The sequence below is a fragment of the Lacticaseibacillus chiayiensis genome (assembly GCF_004123795.1).
Classification (GTDB): domain Bacteria; phylum Bacillota; class Bacilli; order Lactobacillales; family Lactobacillaceae; genus Lacticaseibacillus; species Lacticaseibacillus chiayiensis.
In genome coordinates, this window is the sequence record NZ_MSSM01000013.1 from 12387 (window position 1) to 29769 (window position 17383).

18 protein-coding genes and 1 tRNA gene are annotated in these 17383 nt (G+C 47.9%); 10 read left to right on the forward strand and 9 right to left on the reverse strand.

Translation table 11 applies throughout. The features are described from left to right. Positions 1-17 precede the first annotated feature (17 nt). The gene (locus BVJ53_RS06265; protein ID WP_129301666.1) at positions 18-392 is read right to left on the reverse strand and encodes a PTS glucitol/sorbitol transporter subunit IIA; all 375 of its coding nucleotides are present in this window, start codon (positions 390-392) and stop codon (positions 18-20) included. A gap of 207 nt (positions 393-599) precedes the next feature. Between BVJ53_RS06265 and BVJ53_RS06270 the strand changes: the two genes are divergently transcribed. From BVJ53_RS06270 to BVJ53_RS06285, 4 genes are all read left to right on the forward strand, one after another. Further along, positions 600-1640: a lactonase family protein gene (locus tag BVJ53_RS06270; protein WP_129301667.1), complete on the forward strand. Its 1041-nt coding sequence runs from the start codon at positions 600-602 to the stop codon at positions 1638-1640. Between the two features lie 357 nt (positions 1641-1997). Next, positions 1998-2816 (forward strand): undecaprenyl-diphosphate phosphatase, encoded by an 819-nt coding sequence (locus BVJ53_RS06275; RefSeq protein ID WP_129301668.1) that lies wholly within the window; start codon positions 1998-2000, stop codon positions 2814-2816. 20 nt (positions 2817-2836) lie between these two features. Continuing rightward, the gene (locus tag BVJ53_RS06280; protein WP_129301669.1) at positions 2837-3472 is read left to right on the forward strand and encodes a copper homeostasis protein CutC; all 636 of its coding nucleotides are present in this window, start codon (positions 2837-2839) and stop codon (positions 3470-3472) included. A gap of 220 nt (positions 3473-3692) precedes the next feature. Further along, entirely contained in the window at positions 3693-4751 is a 1059-nt protein-coding gene (locus tag BVJ53_RS06285) for an FAD:protein FMN transferase (protein WP_129301692.1), read from the forward strand. Positions 4752-4867: 116 nt separating this feature from the next. On the opposite strand, the gene BVJ53_RS06290 is transcribed toward BVJ53_RS06285, so the two are convergent. Genes BVJ53_RS06290 through BVJ53_RS06300 form a run of 3 tightly spaced genes read right to left on the reverse strand, consistent with a single transcriptional unit; the run spans position 4868 to position 7246 of the window. Beyond that, positions 4868-5770, reverse strand: coding sequence for an RluA family pseudouridine synthase (locus BVJ53_RS06290; protein WP_129301670.1), 903 nt, complete (start codon positions 5768-5770; stop codon positions 4868-4870). After that, positions 5770-6567, reverse strand: a complete 798-nt coding sequence (locus tag BVJ53_RS06295; RefSeq protein WP_129301671.1) for an NAD kinase — start codon at positions 6565-6567, stop codon at positions 5770-5772. Before BVJ53_RS06295 ends, BVJ53_RS06290 begins: the two co-directional genes overlap by 1 nt. A gap of 1 nt (position 6568) precedes the next feature. Further along, a complete protein-coding gene (locus BVJ53_RS06300; protein ID WP_129301672.1) occupies positions 6569-7246 on the reverse strand; it encodes a GTP pyrophosphokinase in 678 nt (225 codons plus the stop codon). A gap of 166 nt (positions 7247-7412) precedes the next feature. On the opposite strand from BVJ53_RS06300, the gene BVJ53_RS06305 reads away from it, so the two are divergent. Together BVJ53_RS06305 and BVJ53_RS06310 are read left to right on the forward strand one after the other, a co-directional pair. Next, positions 7413-8006 carry a CYTH domain-containing protein gene (locus BVJ53_RS06305; RefSeq protein WP_129301673.1) on the forward strand — a complete coding sequence of 198 codons (594 nt, stop codon included), beginning with the start codon at positions 7413-7415 and terminating at the stop codon, positions 8004-8006. Positions 8007-8075: 69 nt separating this feature from the next. Continuing rightward, positions 8076-8711: a DsbA family protein gene (locus BVJ53_RS06310; RefSeq protein WP_129301674.1), complete on the forward strand. Its 636-nt coding sequence runs from the start codon at positions 8076-8078 to the stop codon at positions 8709-8711. A 629-nt stretch (positions 8712-9340) separates the two neighbouring features. Here BVJ53_RS06310 and BVJ53_RS06315 read toward each other — a convergent pair. The 3 genes from BVJ53_RS06315 to BVJ53_RS06325 all read right to left on the reverse strand — a co-directional run bounded on the left by BVJ53_RS06315 (position 9341) and on the right by BVJ53_RS06325 (position 12175). Next, complete coding sequence (locus BVJ53_RS06315) at positions 9341-10396, reverse strand: competence protein CoiA (RefSeq protein ID WP_129301693.1); 1056 nt, start codon at positions 10394-10396, stop codon at positions 9341-9343. A 136-nt stretch (positions 10397-10532) separates the two neighbouring features. Continuing rightward, entirely contained in the window at positions 10533-11876 is a 1344-nt protein-coding gene (locus tag BVJ53_RS06320; RefSeq protein WP_129301675.1) for a PFL family protein, read from the reverse strand. Between the two features lie 32 nt (positions 11877-11908). Further along, positions 11909-12175, reverse strand: a complete 267-nt coding sequence (locus BVJ53_RS06325) for an ACT domain-containing protein (RefSeq protein WP_129301676.1) — start codon at positions 12173-12175, stop codon at positions 11909-11911. A 202-nt stretch (positions 12176-12377) separates the two neighbouring features. Between BVJ53_RS06325 and BVJ53_RS06330 the strand changes: the two genes are divergently transcribed. After that, positions 12378-13706: a metallophosphoesterase gene (locus BVJ53_RS06330; protein ID WP_129301677.1), complete on the forward strand. Its 1329-nt coding sequence runs from the start codon at positions 12378-12380 to the stop codon at positions 13704-13706. Between the two features lie 125 nt (positions 13707-13831). On the opposite strand, the gene BVJ53_RS06335 is transcribed toward BVJ53_RS06330, so the two are convergent. Further along, complete coding sequence (locus BVJ53_RS06335) at positions 13832-15037, reverse strand: MalY/PatB family protein (RefSeq protein WP_129301694.1); 1206 nt, start codon at positions 15035-15037, stop codon at positions 13832-13834. A 102-nt stretch (positions 15038-15139) separates the two neighbouring features. Further along, the gene (locus BVJ53_RS06340; RefSeq protein WP_129301678.1) at positions 15140-15613 is read right to left on the reverse strand and encodes a glutathione peroxidase; all 474 of its coding nucleotides are present in this window, start codon (positions 15611-15613) and stop codon (positions 15140-15142) included. A 142-nt stretch (positions 15614-15755) separates the two neighbouring features. Between BVJ53_RS06340 and BVJ53_RS06345 the strand changes: the two genes are divergently transcribed. From BVJ53_RS06345 to BVJ53_RS06355, 3 genes are all read left to right on the forward strand, one after another. Then, positions 15756-15840, forward strand: a tRNA-Leu gene (locus BVJ53_RS06345). 145 nt (positions 15841-15985) lie between these two features. Continuing rightward, complete coding sequence (locus BVJ53_RS06350; protein WP_129301679.1) at positions 15986-16486, forward strand: NUDIX domain-containing protein; 501 nt, start codon at positions 15986-15988, stop codon at positions 16484-16486. Next, positions 16483-17307 (forward strand): NAD(P)H-hydrate dehydratase, encoded by an 825-nt coding sequence (locus tag BVJ53_RS06355; RefSeq protein WP_129301680.1) that lies wholly within the window; start codon positions 16483-16485, stop codon positions 17305-17307. The genes BVJ53_RS06350 and BVJ53_RS06355 overlap by 4 nt, the downstream gene beginning before the upstream one ends. Positions 17308-17383 lie beyond the last annotated feature (76 nt).

Below are 17383 nucleotides of genomic sequence, written 5' to 3' on the forward strand. Positions count from 1 at the left end.
AATTTGATAACCTTTTGCTAAGCTTGCGTTTCGTACAACAAGGTCGTCCCGACTTTAAAAGCTGGTCGATGAGTCGGTTTGAGATAAATTGCATTTTGCATCGGCTTATCCGCGGGCACGTCCTGAAATAACAAGGTCACGTGACCGATCGCTTTTAAATTGCTATTAGCCAACTGCCCGACATACGTCATCGTAAAGGTGTCATCGTCAATCATTAATTGATCGCCTGCTTGAATCGAAAACTGTGCTAAAGATGTCGAATCAGTAAACTGCTGGATTACCGCCACATCCCGCAAAGCATCGGTCGCTTGCGGTCCAAACAGAATAATCATAGGATCCTTCGAACTCAATGCTTCCTTGCCAATTGCCGTTACTGTTGCCTTGAATTGCATGCTAAAAGCCCCCGATTGTTGAACGCGTTATGGTCAAAAAATAATCATTTTGCATCATGAAAAGAGCAGCTCTTTTTGACTCTCGACATCGAGTCCTGCTGCTATGCATCGTCACCCATTTTCCCCGCTAGGTCACGCCTTCTATCATAGCATAAGCAATAGCAAAACATGCTATACTCAAGATATATTCGAAGGGAGAATTCGTTCATGAAGCAAAGACTCTTATTAGGCGGTTATACGCGCCATGGCGGTGCCGGTATCTACGCAGGTACTTTTGACGATACGCAAGACCAATTGGCTGCACCCAAGCCGTTCATCTCCGATTTAGGTTCACCGACATATTTGGCAGTGTCTGATGACAATATTTTATATGCAGTAGATGCGGAAGGTGACCAAGGCGGTGTTGCCAGTTATGATCTTAACACGAATCCCCCGCGCTTGATCAATCGGGTTTTGGCCCCCGGATCATCACCTGCCCATGTTTCTATTGATGAAAATCGTCAGCTCGTTTACGCCAGCAACTATCACGAAGGCCGGGTTAATGTTTATAAAATCAATCGTGACCACAGCCTGACCGCAACGGATGAAGTCATTCATACTGGCAACGGGCCGCGTCCCGAACAGGACAGTGCCCATGTTCACTTCGCTGCGGTGACGCCAGATTTCCAAAGGCTAGCTGTTGTGGATCTGGGTAACGATACCTTATCGACTTATGCTGTAAGCGAAGACGGTAAACTCAGCGATTCAGTAGTTTTCCACACTGAACCCGGATTCGGTCCGCGGCACATTGTTTTCAATCACAATCAGCCAATCGCCTATCTACTTGGCGAATTGTCAAGTAAGGTCAGTGTTTTAAGTTATGACGCCGGTACTGGCAGCTTCAAACTCATTACAACGCTGCCAACCATTCCGGCAGATTACACTGATCATAATGGCGCAGCTGCTATTCGTCTCAGCAGCGATCAACGTTTTCTTTACGTCTCCAATCGCGGTTTTAACAGCTTAACGGTCTTTGCCGTAAGTCCGGACGGTCGCAATCTGACGCAGTTGCAACAAATCAGCACGGCTGGCGATTTCCCACGCGACTTTAATTTCGATCTGACAGAACGTTACATTCTGGCTGTCAATCAAAATACCAGCAACGGCACCTTATACAGCCGCGACCCGAAAACCGGTACACTCACGGAACAGCAACGCGATATTCCGACACCGGAAGCTGTCAACGTCTTGTTCTTAGCGGATAAGTAGCCGAGTTTCTAGCTCGCGGAGAAAATGATTAATTATCACAATAACGAGAAGCTGAGGCATAATTCTCAACTATAAGAAAAAGGCGAACAAAAAAGTTGCGTTCGTCTTTTGTTTTGCCGTGAATGATTTGTAAGAAGTTTTAAGATACTACAAGGCGGAGCAATCGCAGGCCAGATGGGGATCAAGCCTTTTTGACGACACCAAGGCCGTAACCATCTTCGACCACTTTCTTTTCAAGCAACCAACACAGCCTACTAGTGTTGCCGAATTATGTAAGATCCCAATAAATTGCGGCTTCAATGTGGCAAGTAGGCTAAAACCTTGTATACTGTTAACATTGAGAATTGGAGGGTTATTATGCTTGATATTATTAAAGCCGCGATTATTGGGATCGTCGAAGGGCTGACGGAATTTCTCCCGATAAGTTCCACCGGCCACATTGACCTAGTTAGTCAGGTTGTTAAATTGTCTCAGGGACGCGAATTCATGGACATGTTTGAATATGTCATTCAGTTCGGCGCAATTCTAGCTGTCATTTTATTATATTTCAATAAGCTGAATCCATTTTCCAAGCCGACCGTGAAGGAACAAAACGCAACATGGCAGTTATGGGCAAAAGTCATCGTCGCGGTTTTGCCTTCCGTCGTCGTTGGCCTGCCGCTTAATGACTGGATGGATAAACATTTACATACACCACTCGTCGTTGCCACTACTTTAATCGTTTATGGGGTTTTGTTCATCATCGTGGAAAACTACCTCAAAAACAAACCGTCACACATCACGACATTGGCTGATATCACTTACCAAACCGCACTATTGATCGGTCTTTTCCAGGTCCTGTCAATTGTACCTGGCACTTCCCGCTCCGGCGCGACGATTCTGGGGGCCTTATTAATCGGCACGTCCCGCTACGTTGCGACTGAGTTTTCCTTCTTCTTGGCGATTCCGACCATGGTTGGGGTTTCGATTCTAAAAATCGGCAAGTATTTGCTGCAAGGCAACGGCTTCACCGGTGAACAGTGTATGGTCTTATTAACCGGCTCCGTCGTTTCATTCCTGGTTGCCATCGTCGCCATCAAGTGGCTACTTAAATTTGTCCAGACACACGATTTCAAAGCCTTTGGCTGGTACCGAATCGCGCTTGGTACTATCGTGTTGCTTATGATGTTCCTTTAAAGTCACCATAGGAGGCAAAAATGTTACGAGAAGTTGCTGTTGAAAATTATACGCATATCCCCCAAGCCTTAGCTGCTGGCGCCGATCGTATCGAACTTAACGATAATCTGGCGGTGGGCGGCACAACGGTTTCGAAAGGCGTTATGGCGGAAAGTGCAAAATATGTCCACGAACATGGGCGCAGTCTTGTGACCATGATTCGGCCGCGGGGCGGAAATTTCGTCTACAATGACACCGAACTAAAAATGATGGAAGCCGACTTGTTTGAAGCGCAGGCACTCGGTGTTGATGGCGTGACTTTTGGCGCCTTGACCACAGATGGCCTGATTGACGAGGATGCGATGACCAGTCTGATTGCAGCGAGTGCTGGCATGAGCGTGGTTTTTCACATGGCCTTTGATGCCATTCCCGAAGACGAACAACCGGCCGCTATCGACTGGCTCGCAGCACATCATGTTGACCGCATCTTAACGCACGGCGGACCGCTCACGACCCCGATCGAGACAACCCTGCCCCACTTACAAATGCTGATCGCTCACGCCGCAGATCAAATCACGATTCTTCCCGGCGGTGGTATCACCAGTCAAAATGCCGCGGCAATTGCCGACAAGTTAGGTGTCAAAGAATTGCACGGTACTAAGTTGATTCAATTTTAAGCCAAACACCGTCGCGGCCCGCCTGTGCTAGACGCGATTGAATAAGGCTATTCCAAAATCGGTTCTTGGAACAAAAAGGCTCACCAACACAGTCTTTTGTCTCAGAACCGATTTTTTTGATGTATTGATAGAATGCTGCGTATTAGCTCAAACCGGTTTTTCTTTTTAGATAACGCGCGGTATGATACTAGAGGGAAAAATGAAACGAGGGTTACGCATGATGCGAAAATTTTTTATCGGTATAATAGCATGCTTCGGACTTTTGACCTTATTCGGTTGCCAGAAAAAAGCTCAACCGACTTACCTCAAAACCCCGTATACACAAAACGAATTCGTGATGGGCACGACTTGTACTTTAACGATTTACGATAAGGGCAAAAAGTCGGCACTCAAAGACGGCTTTGACATGATCCACCATGTTGATAATGAGGCGACACTGACACGCAGCGGTTCCGTGCTTGATAAAATCAATGACAATGCCGGCGTTAAGCCAGTCAAAGTGCCAAAAGACTTCATGCCGCTATTGGAAAAGGCTTATTATTTTTCCAAAAACTCAAATGGCAGCTTTGATATGGCGATCGGTGCGGTCACAAATCTGTGGCAAATCGGTTTACCGGGTGCCCGGGTGCCCGCGCAAAGTGAAATCAACCAAGCATTGCCGCTGGTTAACTGGCGCGACGTCAAACTGGATCCTAAAAACAACACTGCCTATCTTACTAAAAAGGGCATGCGCCTCGATTTCGGTGGCATCGCCAAAGGCTGGGTAGCCGACAAAGTTCGTGAAGTGTTACGTAAGGACGGCGTCACGTCTGCCATTATCGATCTTGGCGGTAACGTGGTTGTCATGGGCCACTCACCATTAGGGGCCAAACGGGACTGGCATGTGGGCATTCAGGATCCGACTGCCGCGCGCGGCACCGCTGTCGGCACCATTCCGGAAAGTGACGAATCGATCGTCACTGCCGGCACCTATGAGCAATATCTGATTTCCCACGGCCATAAATACATTTACCTTTTTGATCCCAAAACCGGTTATCCTTATGACAATAATCTTGCTTCAGTCACCATCGTTTCCAAAAAAAGCGTGGATGGCGATGCATTGTCAAACGCCGCCTTTGACAAAGGACTCAAAGATGGCTTGCAATATATGAACGCTAAAAACAGCCAGCACATCCAAGCCATTTTCATCACCAACGACAAAAAAATCTACTTAACTAATGGCCTGAAGAAACAATTTATATTTGATGCCGATTCAGGTTATCATAAAGGCAATTTCTAAAGTTTACGCTAAAATAAATACGCTCAACGTCGGCCACCGCTTGGGACTGACTTTGAGCGTATTTGTATGCAAAGTTAGGTGAATGATTAGCGCCGGAGCTGACCGAAAATCGCCACTCATACACGTAATGGTAATTGCAAACACTCAGCCAGCTTAGTCATATCGTCAGGCAACGGTGCCTGCAAATCCAGCCACTTCTTTTTCAGCGGCTGCCAAAAACGCAGATGCGCACAATGCAATGCCTGCCGTTCAAAGCTGACAGGTTGCCGACTGTAGAGATCGTCACCAAACAACGCGTGCCCGATCGCCGCAAAATGCACCCGAATCTGGTGCGTCCTGCCGGTGTGCAACGTAACCAACACCGCCGCCGCTTGCGAATTCTGCGCCAGCGTTCGATATTCGGTCACTGATGACTTGCCAGTCGTACTCACAATTCGCCGCATATAAAAGCCTTGGCTGACACCAATCGGCAACACGATCCATCCATGCGCAGGCAAGGACGACTTAGCAGTAACAATCGCCACGTATTGCTTCAAGAACGCCGCACTATGCAGTTGCCGATCCAGCAGACTGTGCGCCAGACTGTGCTTGGCAAATACCATTAAACCGCTGGTATCCCGATCTAACCTAGTGACAACGTGTACCGCCTGACTTTCCGCATGAGTTTTGATCAAGTAAGCTTTTACCATGTTGGCCATACTGTCATTTTTACGACCGATCGCCGGAATCGACGCAACGCCAGCTGGTTTGTTAACGACTAGATAATCATCATCTTCATAACAAATCGCCAGATGATGCGGGAATGGAACGACACTGTCAGCCGCCTGTTCTGGCGCAGTCTGAAGCAGGATCCAGTCTCCGGTGCGAATCCCGTACGCAGTATTGCGTTGACGTTTATTCACAAAAATAAAGCCGCCTTGATAGCGAAGCTTTTTTAGTTGGGCACGCGAAAAACCCTGTTGTCTTAAAAAGGCTCCCAACTTAAGCGGCGGACCATTGTAATGCCATTCAAAGCGCATTAATGTTTTGCTCCAATAAAAGCATCTTCGACCCGATCCCAAAAATGCATGTGCCGATAACGCGCAAAATGAATGCGCTCTTTAGCAATCTTATAGTAAATCTGTTTGATGGTTGGCGGATTAATCACGAACTGGTCAACCGTCATCACGTAATCATCCCGACCAGTCGGCTCCAGCGTCACCCATTCATCAGGCGCCGTAATGATCGGTGAGCTAAGCGTTCGAAACACACGGTTGTTAATTGACGCAATCTCGGTAACCTGAAGCGCGTCCAACCGCGGATGCATAACGGCACCGCCGTTTGATTTGCTATAGGCCGTCGAACCGGTCGGCGTAGAAACACACAAGCCATCGCCTCGAAAACTCTCGAAGAAATCGCCTTTGATATAAACTTCTGTCCGCATCGTGCCGTTCAACCGCTTCAAAGTTGATTCATTAAGCGCCAAATAATGGGCACTCGTAGCATCCGCATACATGACACGAACATCCAAAAGCGGATAACTGACACTTTGTCCGGAATCTTCTTTTAAGGCAATTACAAGGTCTTCAATTTCAAAATCGCGCCAATCCGTGTAAAATCCCAAATGACCGGTATGCACGCCAATAAAGCGAATGGTATCCAGCTGGTCGGCATAACGATGAAATGCTGACAACAACGTGCCATCCCCACCGATTGTGATCACAACGTCGGGATGCCGTTCATTCAGTTCAAAATGACCGTTTTTTAACAGTTTAATTAGTTTCTGGGCTGCCGTGACGGAGGCAGGTATGCTATTATGAAAAACCGTTACGCGCATTTTATTCATCCTTTTTACTGTTGGGCTTTTTTTCGTCAGTTGTATCGGAATACGGCTGTTGTCCCTTGCCATAAACAAATAAATGTTGGGCTTCCTGAATTTCTTCGCGAATATCGGACATTTCCTTGTCAAGCATGAAGGAAGCTTCCGCCGCTCGCTTAAGTCGGGCTTTTAGCGTGTCCGGAAACTCGCCATTGTATTTGTAATTCAGACTGTGCTCGATCGTTGCCCAAAAGTTCATCGACATGGTACGAATCTGGACTTCGGCTAGAATCTTTTTTTCGCCATGAATCAGCTGCACCGGATATTCAATCACGACATGATAGCTGCGATAGCCGGAAGGTTTTACATTGGTCACGTAATCCCTTTCTTCGACAATCTTCATATCTGTCCGTTGACGAAGCAGATCGACCACTTGATAAATGTCTTCCACAAATTGGCACATAATTCTCAGACCAGCAATATCTTGCATATCCTGTTCCAAAAGCTTATCGCTAATGAACCGGCGACTCTGCTTCTCAATAATCGAACTGACCGGTTTAACCCGTCCCGTCACGAATTCAATGGGCGTATGCTCATTGGCCTGTTGAAATTGTTTGCGCATGCCACGAAATTTAATCTTTAATTCCCCGACCGCTTGTTCATACGGCATTAAGAAACTGTCCCAGTCTCTTTGCATTACTGGCCCTCCCATATTAAACTACTAATAATGTGGTATGTGTTTTGTCAACCAACAAGGCAAAGATCAATCGCTTGACTTGCCAACAGCTAACAACTGCACTCACGACCACCATTCTATCATATTTTTGGCATGTAACCGGTGCCGTTGCTTTTGGAGGCAGCCTATGTCCATTTCCCGCGAACAGGAATTTAAAACTTGTTTAACCAAAACCGCATTTCTGGCGATTTTAAATCATTTTGAGTTTGAGCCGGCTTTTTCCCAAATGAACACTTATTATGACACAGCTGACGGCACTGTCAAAGCAGCACATCTTGGCTTGCGGATTCGCCAATTTGCCGACCATGCCGAACAAACACTAAAGGTTCCCAACGACAGTCAGCATCGTGATCTTCAGGAAATTACCGATCCCCTTACATCAGTGGAAGCACAAAAATTAATTGAACGTGGTGAGCTTAAGTCGGGCCAGGTCACCCAGGCTTTGGCTGCCCGCCATATTGATCCGGCAAACGTCCATCCACAAACACAGGCCAAAACAACCAGACGACTCGCACATTTGCCGGCTGGCTTGTTAACACTCAATCAGACTTTTTACATCGACCAGACTTCTGATTTTGAATTGGAAATGGAGTATCAAAACCTAGATGAAGCCAAAAAATTCTACGATCATTTACTACAAAATTTTCACATAAAAAAACAACCCGTCATCAATAAAGTACAACGTGCATACGAGCATGTGCATGATTCACAAGCTAAATAATTGTTACTTGCACGATTTCTGATAAAGTAAGTGTAGAAATTTGTTGCCAGCAAATTGGAGGCCAAGACCGTGTTAGAAATTTTTCTTTTTTTTAATCCGATTGGCAGTATCTGTCTGAACACAGAACAGAAGCTGCTACACCAACTGGATAAATTCCAACAAGAGGTAAAAGTTCATTTTGTTCCATTTCTCAATCTGGACATTATTGAACAGTTTATGCAGTACGAACAATTAAACGTTCACAGCCTTGCCAAACGAAATCAGTTGTTACGTGCCGCTTATAACCTTGCATTGGATTATAAGGCGGCCCAATACCAAGGCAATAAGAAGGCGCGCATGTTGCTGTTGCGATTACAACAGCACGCGCCGCTAGTTCAGTATCAATATGATGCCGCCTTCGTTGCCAAAATGCTGACGAAATGTCATTTAGATCATGAAATGTTCTATGAGGATCGGCAGCGTACCGAAGTCAAAATGGGATTTGACTCTGATCAGCGAACTGCCAACCAGATGGGCATTACTCAGACTCCTTCTCTTGTCATTGTGGACACGGATCGCGCCGTTGATGACGGTCATGCTGTCCTAATCGAGCAAATCAGTGATGCCGATCTCATTCCGCAACTTTGCGACCTCATCAGAAAGGATCCGGCGCGATTCTTCACTGAACAACCGGAGAATATGGGCGGTCATTTTCGATTCTTTTAGGTTCCTCTAACGTTATTGACCTAGTTCCATGATAAAGCGACCTGACATGAGCGCGTGCAGGTCGCTTTGCCAATCGGTTTCATCTGGCAGCAAGCAGTTTAACTTAATAGTTTTATGGGTTTACTTAAAAGGCTGGGTCATAATTCGTGTGGAATGTCTTTGAATCACTGGATTCCGAACGATGCAGAATCCCAGGCATGAGTCCCAAGCAGTGCCAAACGACGCAATCTTCGGCCGGATGTGCTGGCGACCGCGAAGCTAGAGCGTAGGCGGCGCTTTGAGCCAGAAACCCGCTGTCTCAAAGTCGCCTAACAACATCAGCGACAAAGCCCGTTCGCTGTGTTGTTCTACGGCTGAGCCCCATCCAGCCTACGATTGCTCCGCTTTGGCACTAGTATCTTAAAACTTCTTACAAGTTATCCATGGAAAAACAAAATGCAAACGACATTTCCGATTATCGCACCGATAACGGAAGCGTTGATTGCATTTTTCTTATGGCTGCGAATTATGACCCGGCCGCTTATTGTGAGGGTGAGCTGGCGCGAGGTTGAGAGTCGGCGTGTAAGTTGCTTTGGGCGTTATGGGCGAGCTTCGACCACTTAAGCTTTGAATTTCTTATGCGCACGTGTCTATTCCGATGAGCGCGTTGTGTTGGCTAACTTTCGATCAATATCCGCAAACCATTGTGGCAATTGGCGCCATCGATAGCGCGAACCATCAAAGCCGATGAAGCCAGCGTTTTTGATCAATCTCAGCCAATGGGCATCAAGCTTCTTGGCAAGCGTCCCGGCTGGCAACAAAGGCGTCCAGATATCTGGTAATGCACCGACCCAAAAACGCTGACTCTGCGCTGCTGTGAAGTTCCGACCTTCAAATGTCAGTAACCAATGAGCCCGCAGTCGTAATTCCGGTACGCCAAAATGCCGCAGCGGGTGCGGTTGGTCATGAATCACCCATGGAGCACCTTGCAAGTTATGACGTCCTTCATATGCTAGTGCTTGGAGACTCATCCATGGACGAGCACACTTCTGGAGACTTAAAGCGATTTGCCTGGCCTGGCGATAGCCGTCAACTGATTCGGGCTGCCATTGTTGGTTTGGCGGGTTGTTGTGTGCGTAATGTGTCCAAAATCGGCCTTTATTTTTTAACTGCAACCGCGATAAAGTTCCGATCTGTACGTTTAAGTACCACAATGTCAACACATCATTTTCCAGCGTCAAGAATTTGCGGGCTTGCCTTTTGCCTTGTGAGTCGTGGTACCGGCGTCCCAAAATCCAGCTCACTTGCCAGCCGCGGCGATGATACATCGTTGTCCGTTTTTTTAAATCAGGAATACTCAACGGACTGGCCTGAAATTCCAACACTTTAGGTGGTTGTTGGTGAATCAGAAGATCGGCACGCTGACGGATCGCGGCATCATAATATTCCAGTGTTGCTGGCCGCTCATGTTGTCGAAGCCAGGTTGCCAACCAACTTTTCCCAGCCAGATGTTCGGCACTTTCCGGTTCGCCTTCACCCACTGGCCGCTGCCGATGAGCAAAGTGCGCCGGCAATACCACACCATTTTTGATGAACACTTGCTGTTGACAAAGTGGACAATGAAAACGACCGCCAGTCAATTGAAGTGCCTGTTGATGACTGGTTAATGTGATACGGTGATTGTTCTCGTCTAACGCTACAAACATCATCTTCACCTCGTCTACAGATTACGCCAACCATTAAAAATGCCTTGTCCTACCGCTAATCGTCGGATTGACAAGGCTTTTTGATGGTGAGTTATTGAATGAAGCACTTTTTGCAAAGTTAAAATGGCCACTCAAATTAATTTTTAAAGCTATGAATCGGTGCCGGAATCCGGCCGCCACGATTGATGAACTGAGAGGCGTCACCTTCATTGACTGCCATGATCGGAGCAGTACCGAAAAGTCCGCCGAATTCCACCTGATCACCCACGTGTTTGCCTGGCACGGGAATCACGCGAACGGCTGTGGTTTTGTTATTGATCATACCAATCGCTGCTTCATCGGCGATCATGCCGCTAATTGTAGCGTCAGGTGTATCACCTGGAACTGCCACCATATCCAGTCCGACCGAGCAAACGGCCGTCATTGCTTCCAACTTTTCCAAACTGATTTGGCCATTAGCTGCGGCTGTAATCATGTTTGCATCCTCGGATACCGGAATAAAGGCGCCTGACAAACCGCCAACTCGTTCTGCTGCCATAATGCCGCCTTTTTTCACGGCATCGTTGAGCAAAGCGAGGGCTGCCGTCGTTCCTGGTGTGCCAACATGGCTGAGACCCATTGTTTCTAGAATCTGCGCAACCGAATCGCCTTTAGCTGGCGTTGGCGCGAGACTCAGGTCAACAATATTAAACGGAACTTTTAACCGCTCAGCCGCCACTTTACCCACAAATTGTCCCATTCGTGACACTTTAAACGCAGTCTGTTTAATGGTTTCACAGACACGCTCAAAGCTGGCATGTGGTTCGGCTGCTAACGCTCGTTGTACAACACCCGGACCGGAAACCCCGGTATTAATCGCCACGTCACCTTCAGAAACACCCCAAAAGGCGCCGGCCATAAACGGATTATCCTCTACGGCATTGCAGAAGATCACCAGTTTCATCGCATTCTGTGACTTACGAGCGGCCACCTGCTTAACCACTATGCCCATTAGCTTCACGGCATCCATGTTCAAACCGCTGCGGGTGCTGCCAATATTGACCGAGGCACAAACCCGTTCTGTCGTCGCCAATACCTCTGGCAAACTTTTCATCAAGGCGACTTCCGCGTCTGTACTACCATTTTGAACCAAGGCTGAATAGCCGCCAATTAAGTCAACGCCCAGGTCTTTCGCTGCCCGATCCATTGCCTTAGCAACCGGACGAAAATCCAACGTTGAGTCGGCGCCTGCCAATAGACTGACCGGCGTTACACTGATGCGTTTATTCACAATCGGGATACCGTACTCGTCGCTAATGGCCTCGGCGACCGGAACAAGTTTGGCGGCTTTGCGCATAATTTTGGCATAAATGTGATCGGCGGTTGTCTGTAAACTGCCGGTCACACAATCCAGCAAGGAAATTCCCATGGTGATGGTTCGAATATCCAGATTTTCCTCGCTGATCATTTCAATTGTTTCTTTAATTTGCTGCGTCTCCATGACTACCCCCTCATTGATCTAATTGATGATAATTAAAGCCGATGCATGGCATCAAAAATCTCTTGGCGGGAAACTTTAATCTCCACACCGATCTTGTCGCCTAAAGCCGTCAAATGCTGCTTAACGGACTTAAAATTGGCATCATCCGGGATCTTGGCAAGCAGCATCATGGTAAATGCTCCACGCATGATGGTTTGCGACACATCCAAAATATTGACGTTCAAGTCGGCCAATGCCGTGGTCACTTGCGCAATGATCCCGACTTTATCAGTTCCGATAACGGTTACGATGACTTGCATGATTTGTCCTTTCTCTAAAGCTTCATTGTGATTGGGTGCTTAAAACAATGTCTCATTTTACCATAATCTGTCTCGCGACTTTTGGAGATCTTCAAGCAAATAAACCTTGACATCGGCTGATTATTCTCACGTTCAAACCATCTTATGATTCAAGTCAGCAGTGAACCAATGCCGTGATAAACTGAATCATGGAGGCAAGCAAATGAAAGTCGTTAAATATTTTGCGGCACTGCTTGGCATGGTGCTGTTCGCATTCGCGTTAAGTCAGGTGCATCCTGATCACAACGCGCCTTTAACCAGTGATACTCACGCCAACATCTGGGTACTCAGCGATACCCACTTCATCGCGCCTAGTTTGCACGACGAACGCACCGCCTATACCGAAATCAAAAAATCCGCTGCCGGCAAGGACATGGACTATCAACCGGTGGCCATTCACGCACTGGTGCAACGTGCGCTTAAGGCGCGGCCAACCGCTTTGATCATCACCGGTGACGTGACCTTTAATGGCGCAAAAGCCAGCGCGGAAAGCTTGATGCGGCGCTTGCAACCACTTGTTGACAATGGCACCAAGGTTTTGATCATTCCAGGTAATCATGACATTTACGATGGCTGGGCGCGTGCTTACAAAGGCAAGCAGCAACTGATGACGGAGCAAATCAGCCCCAGTGACTGGCGGCAGATTTTTCATACCAGTTATACCCAGGCTGCGGCTCAGGATCCGAATAGTCTGAGCTATCGCGTGAATCTGAACCACCAATATCAGCTGTTGCTACTCGACAGCAATATTTACACGATTGAGCCATCCAATCGCCCGCCCAACACAGGTGGCAAGCTCTCGCCGCAAACATTGAGTTGGGTTCGTCAGCAACTTGCCATTGGTGCTCATGCCCATCGCAAGTCAATCGTTTTCATGCATCACAATCTTTACAACCACAATGAGGCTGTGAATGCGGGCTATGTTTTAGACAATAGCGATGCGTTAAAGAAGTTACTGACCAAATATCATGTGCCACTCTTGTTTTCCGGTCATATCCACGCCCAAGACATCAGTCGGGATCCTGCTGGTCAATGTCCAACGATTGAAGTCGTCAGCGGTGCCTTTTCGATCAGCCCGGCAAGTTACGGCATCGTCAGCTTCAGTCCGGATCAAATTACCTATCAGAAAAAAACGACGAATCTGACGCCTTACCTAACGTCTGCGCAACGAAAAAATCCTGATTTATTGCATTATCAGCGATACTTGAAACGCCTCTTCCTTGAAGATGGCGAAGCTTTAGCGTATGGCGATCTATTGGACAACGGTGTGACCAATGAGCACGATTTAGATGCGGCGGCCAGACTGATGGGAATCCTTAACTGGCGCTTTTTCACTGGCGATGATCACCCGAGCAAGGCTGAACTCAAGCGATTCCATGCCGACCCAGGCTGGGCTGTCCTCGAACGCTCGCCAATGTTGCGCCGTTATCTTAAAACCATTGTGCAGGATCACAATCTAAATAATCAGCATCTTGTCATCAGGCATCCCTGATATTGCACATCAGTCATGTTTTTTAAAAAACAGGCCCTAGCGTCAACACCAAAAGCGTTACGCAAAGACCTGCTTTTATCAGTTTATCAGTAGTGCTGAAAGAATGGCTTTTCTGGGGACCAAGATCACATCTGCGGCTGGGTTAAATGTTCCGTTAACCGATTGATCGCTTTAGCTACAAGCTTCGGATCAGTGGCTAGGTTCAGGCGAATATACGTCGCCGTTTTGGGTGAAAACCATGCACCATAGTCGACTGCCAAACCACAGATACCCTCAACAAAAGCTTTGATGTGATCAGGCGCCACGTATGCACCAATATCAACATAGGCTAAATAAGTCCCCTGAAGATCGGCAACGGTCGCTTTGGGAGCCGCCTGCGCTAAGCCATCCAACAATTGTCGGTAGTTATAACGAACCACCTGAAGAACCTGATCCAGCCACGCAGCCCCATGCCGATAAGCGGCTTCGCCAGCGACTTGCCCCATCAAGCTGGTATCGACCGGATGTAGCTGCTTGACGAAATCGTCATACTTGGTGCGTAATCCTTCATCCGGAATGATGATATGGGAATTCAGCAACGCAGCAAGATTGAACGTTTTAGAAGGCGCATTCAACACCACAAGATTTCGACGAGCTTTGCCTTCCGCTACCTGCAAGGCTGACGTAAATTTAGGACCGCTGACTTCAAGGTCGCCGTGGATTTCATCAGAAACCACCGTGATATCATGCTGACTAGTAATCGCAAAAAGCAGGTTCAGTTCATCCCGCGTCCAGATCCGCCCAACCGGATTGTGCGGTGAACATAAAATCATCGCTTTAATGTGGGTGGTTGCCAGCGTCTTTTCCAGTTGCTCGAAATCCATTCGCCAGCCATCCGCAGTTAGTTGCAGATCAACCGAAACGACGCGGCGGCCGAGGTCTTTGATCGCATTCATGAATGGATAATAAACCGGCTGCATGATTAAAACTGGATCGTTGGGTTCGGTCAGCCAGTTCACCATGGCATATAAGGACTTCACGACGCCGATGCCAAACCGCATCCAGTCCGGTTCGACTGTCACTCCATGGCGTTCTTTTTGCCAATTAATGAAGGCATCATAATAAGACTTTGGGCGGATGGAGTAGCCAAACGTCCCTTCCTGCACGCGCGCGGTAAGTGCATCGAGGACCGCTTGCGGCGCTTTGAACTCCGTATCGGCAATCCACATGGGCAACAAATCGTCCCGACCAAATTCTTCTTTTAATCCATCCCACTTGACAGCGTTACTATTTCGCCGATCAACCAAGTGCGTATCAACAAAGGCTGCAACGTCAGCTGGCAATTTTTCCATCAACGATCCCTGCTTTCTTGCTTTTGTTGTCATTGTACGCATCCATTCAGGGTGTGTCCACCGCGGTCAGGTCGCCATATCTTGTTAACGGCATACTTTTACTTAAGCAAGAACTTCTTTCAACGCTGGCTCAATTGCTTCGGGCGTCGTTTTCGGTGCGAATCGTTTCACAACCCGGCCATCGCGATCGACGAGAAATTTCGTAAAGTTCCATTTAATTGATTTTCCCAACTCACCAGGCGCTTCCGTCTTAAGGTATTTGAAAAGTGGCGCTGTATGCTCACCGTTAACTTTGATCAGCTGATGCATCGGGAAACTCACGCCATACTTCATTCGACACGCCTCTGCCGCTGCATGACCATCTGCTAACTCCTGCTTAAATTGATCAGAAGGAAACCCTAAGACGACAAATCCCTGGTCCTTGTACTTTTGATACATTTTTTCCAAACCGTCAAACTGTGGCGCAAACCCGCACTTTGTCGCCGTATTCACAATCAGCAGAGGTTGCCCCTTATACTTGCTTAATGAATATTTTGCGCCATCTTCCAAAGTGGCTTCAAAATCATAAATTGACATGGCTATTCCGCCTCTTTCTTAATCAAAGTTGATGCCTTATCCTAACATTTTTCGGCAAACAAGCGAACTCCCGGAATTGCAAAAATTCTAAAACTTTTGCTTGCGCCCCCTATGCGCTTCCGCTATAATCATTTATGTTGTTGCCGCGATGGCGGAACTGGCAGACGCGCAGTGTTCAGGTCGCTGTGGGATTTATTCCCGTGCAGGTTCGATTCCTGTTCGCGGCATTATGAATACTCACTTGCTCGAGTATTCAATGTCCGGGCAACAAATAATTGGTCTTCCCAAGATGATTGGGAAGGCTTTTTTATTTTAACATTACATTGCCCCTACACAACCCCCGTGCTAACCTTAAAAAATGGAGGTGAACCCATGACACATAAGACGCACCGCGCATTTGGCTGCTATGGAATTGCAACCATTAATCAACGCCTGATCGTGATTCGTAAAAATGCCGGTCCTTACATTCACCGCTTTGATCTTCCCGGTGGCAGCTTAGACGGCCCTGAGCCGCTTGAACATGATGTTTTGCGGGAGTTTAACGAAGAAACGGGGCTCACTGCCACAATTGATCGTCAGTTGGGTGCCACCAGCTTTGTTTATCCTTGGCAGTATGAGCACTGGACTATTAATCAACATATCTGTGTTTTCTACATGCTCACGGTCACCGGTGGTCAATTAGTTAAAACCGTGCCGCAATTTATCGGTCAGGATTCGCTCGGAGCACAGTCCGTCCCACTGGGAAAATTATCTTGGGATAACGCTTCGCCGCTCGTCATGTTTGCAAAAGACTTCTTACAAAGCGGCCAGGCGGATTTAACCACCAAAACATTTCGTGAATGGACCGTATTGAAGGAGGCTTCCGCTTTATGAAACAGTTAACAGAACAGTTGGCGCAGACTGTGGTGCGTCCGCGGCAACGTGATACTTACAAGGGCAGTTTTGGCAAAATCCTTATTGTCGGTGGTAACGCACAATTCGGTGGTGCCGCGATCATGAGTGCCAGTGCCGCGGTTTATGCCGGCGCCGGGCTGGTCAGTGTGGCGACAGATCCGGTCAACCGCAGCGCATTGCACGCCCGCTTGCCTGAAGCCATGATTCTTGACGCTGCCTCATCTGCCCTAGAAACGGCTATTCGTCAAGCCACGGTAATTGTCGTCGGTCCGGGATTGGGAACCGATAACGCTGCCTTGGCGATTTTAAAGCGGGTCTTTGCGGCAGTTGAGCAAACACAGGTTCTAATCATTGATGGTTCTGCCATTACCCTTGTGGCTGCGCATCAGCTTGACTACCCGAACGCGCAGCTGATTTGGACGCCGCACCAAGTCGAATGGCAGCGGTTGTCCGGTCTCGCACTTTCCGACCAAACTGTCACCGCCAGTCAACAAGCAGCCAGCCACATCCCTGGCATCGTTGTGGCCAAAAGTTCTCAGACGCATGTTTTTGTTGGCGATGATGTTTACGAAAATATGGCCGGTGGCCCGGCAATGGCCACCGGCGGCTCTGGCGACACGTTAACTGGCATCATTGCGGCTTTTGCCGGCCAGTTCCAACCACTGAAACAGGCAGTGCTGGCAGCGGTGTTTGTCCATTCTCATGTGGCCGATATTGTGGCCATGAATAGTTACGTTGCTTTGCCCACCATGATCATTCGCGAACTCCCCACCTATTTGAAACAATTGTCCGAATCTTAGAATAATTTACGATCAGCAGTGAATGCCTCCCGTCCACGTCGCGAGACAGGGCCATAATTAAAAGCGGTCGCAAGAG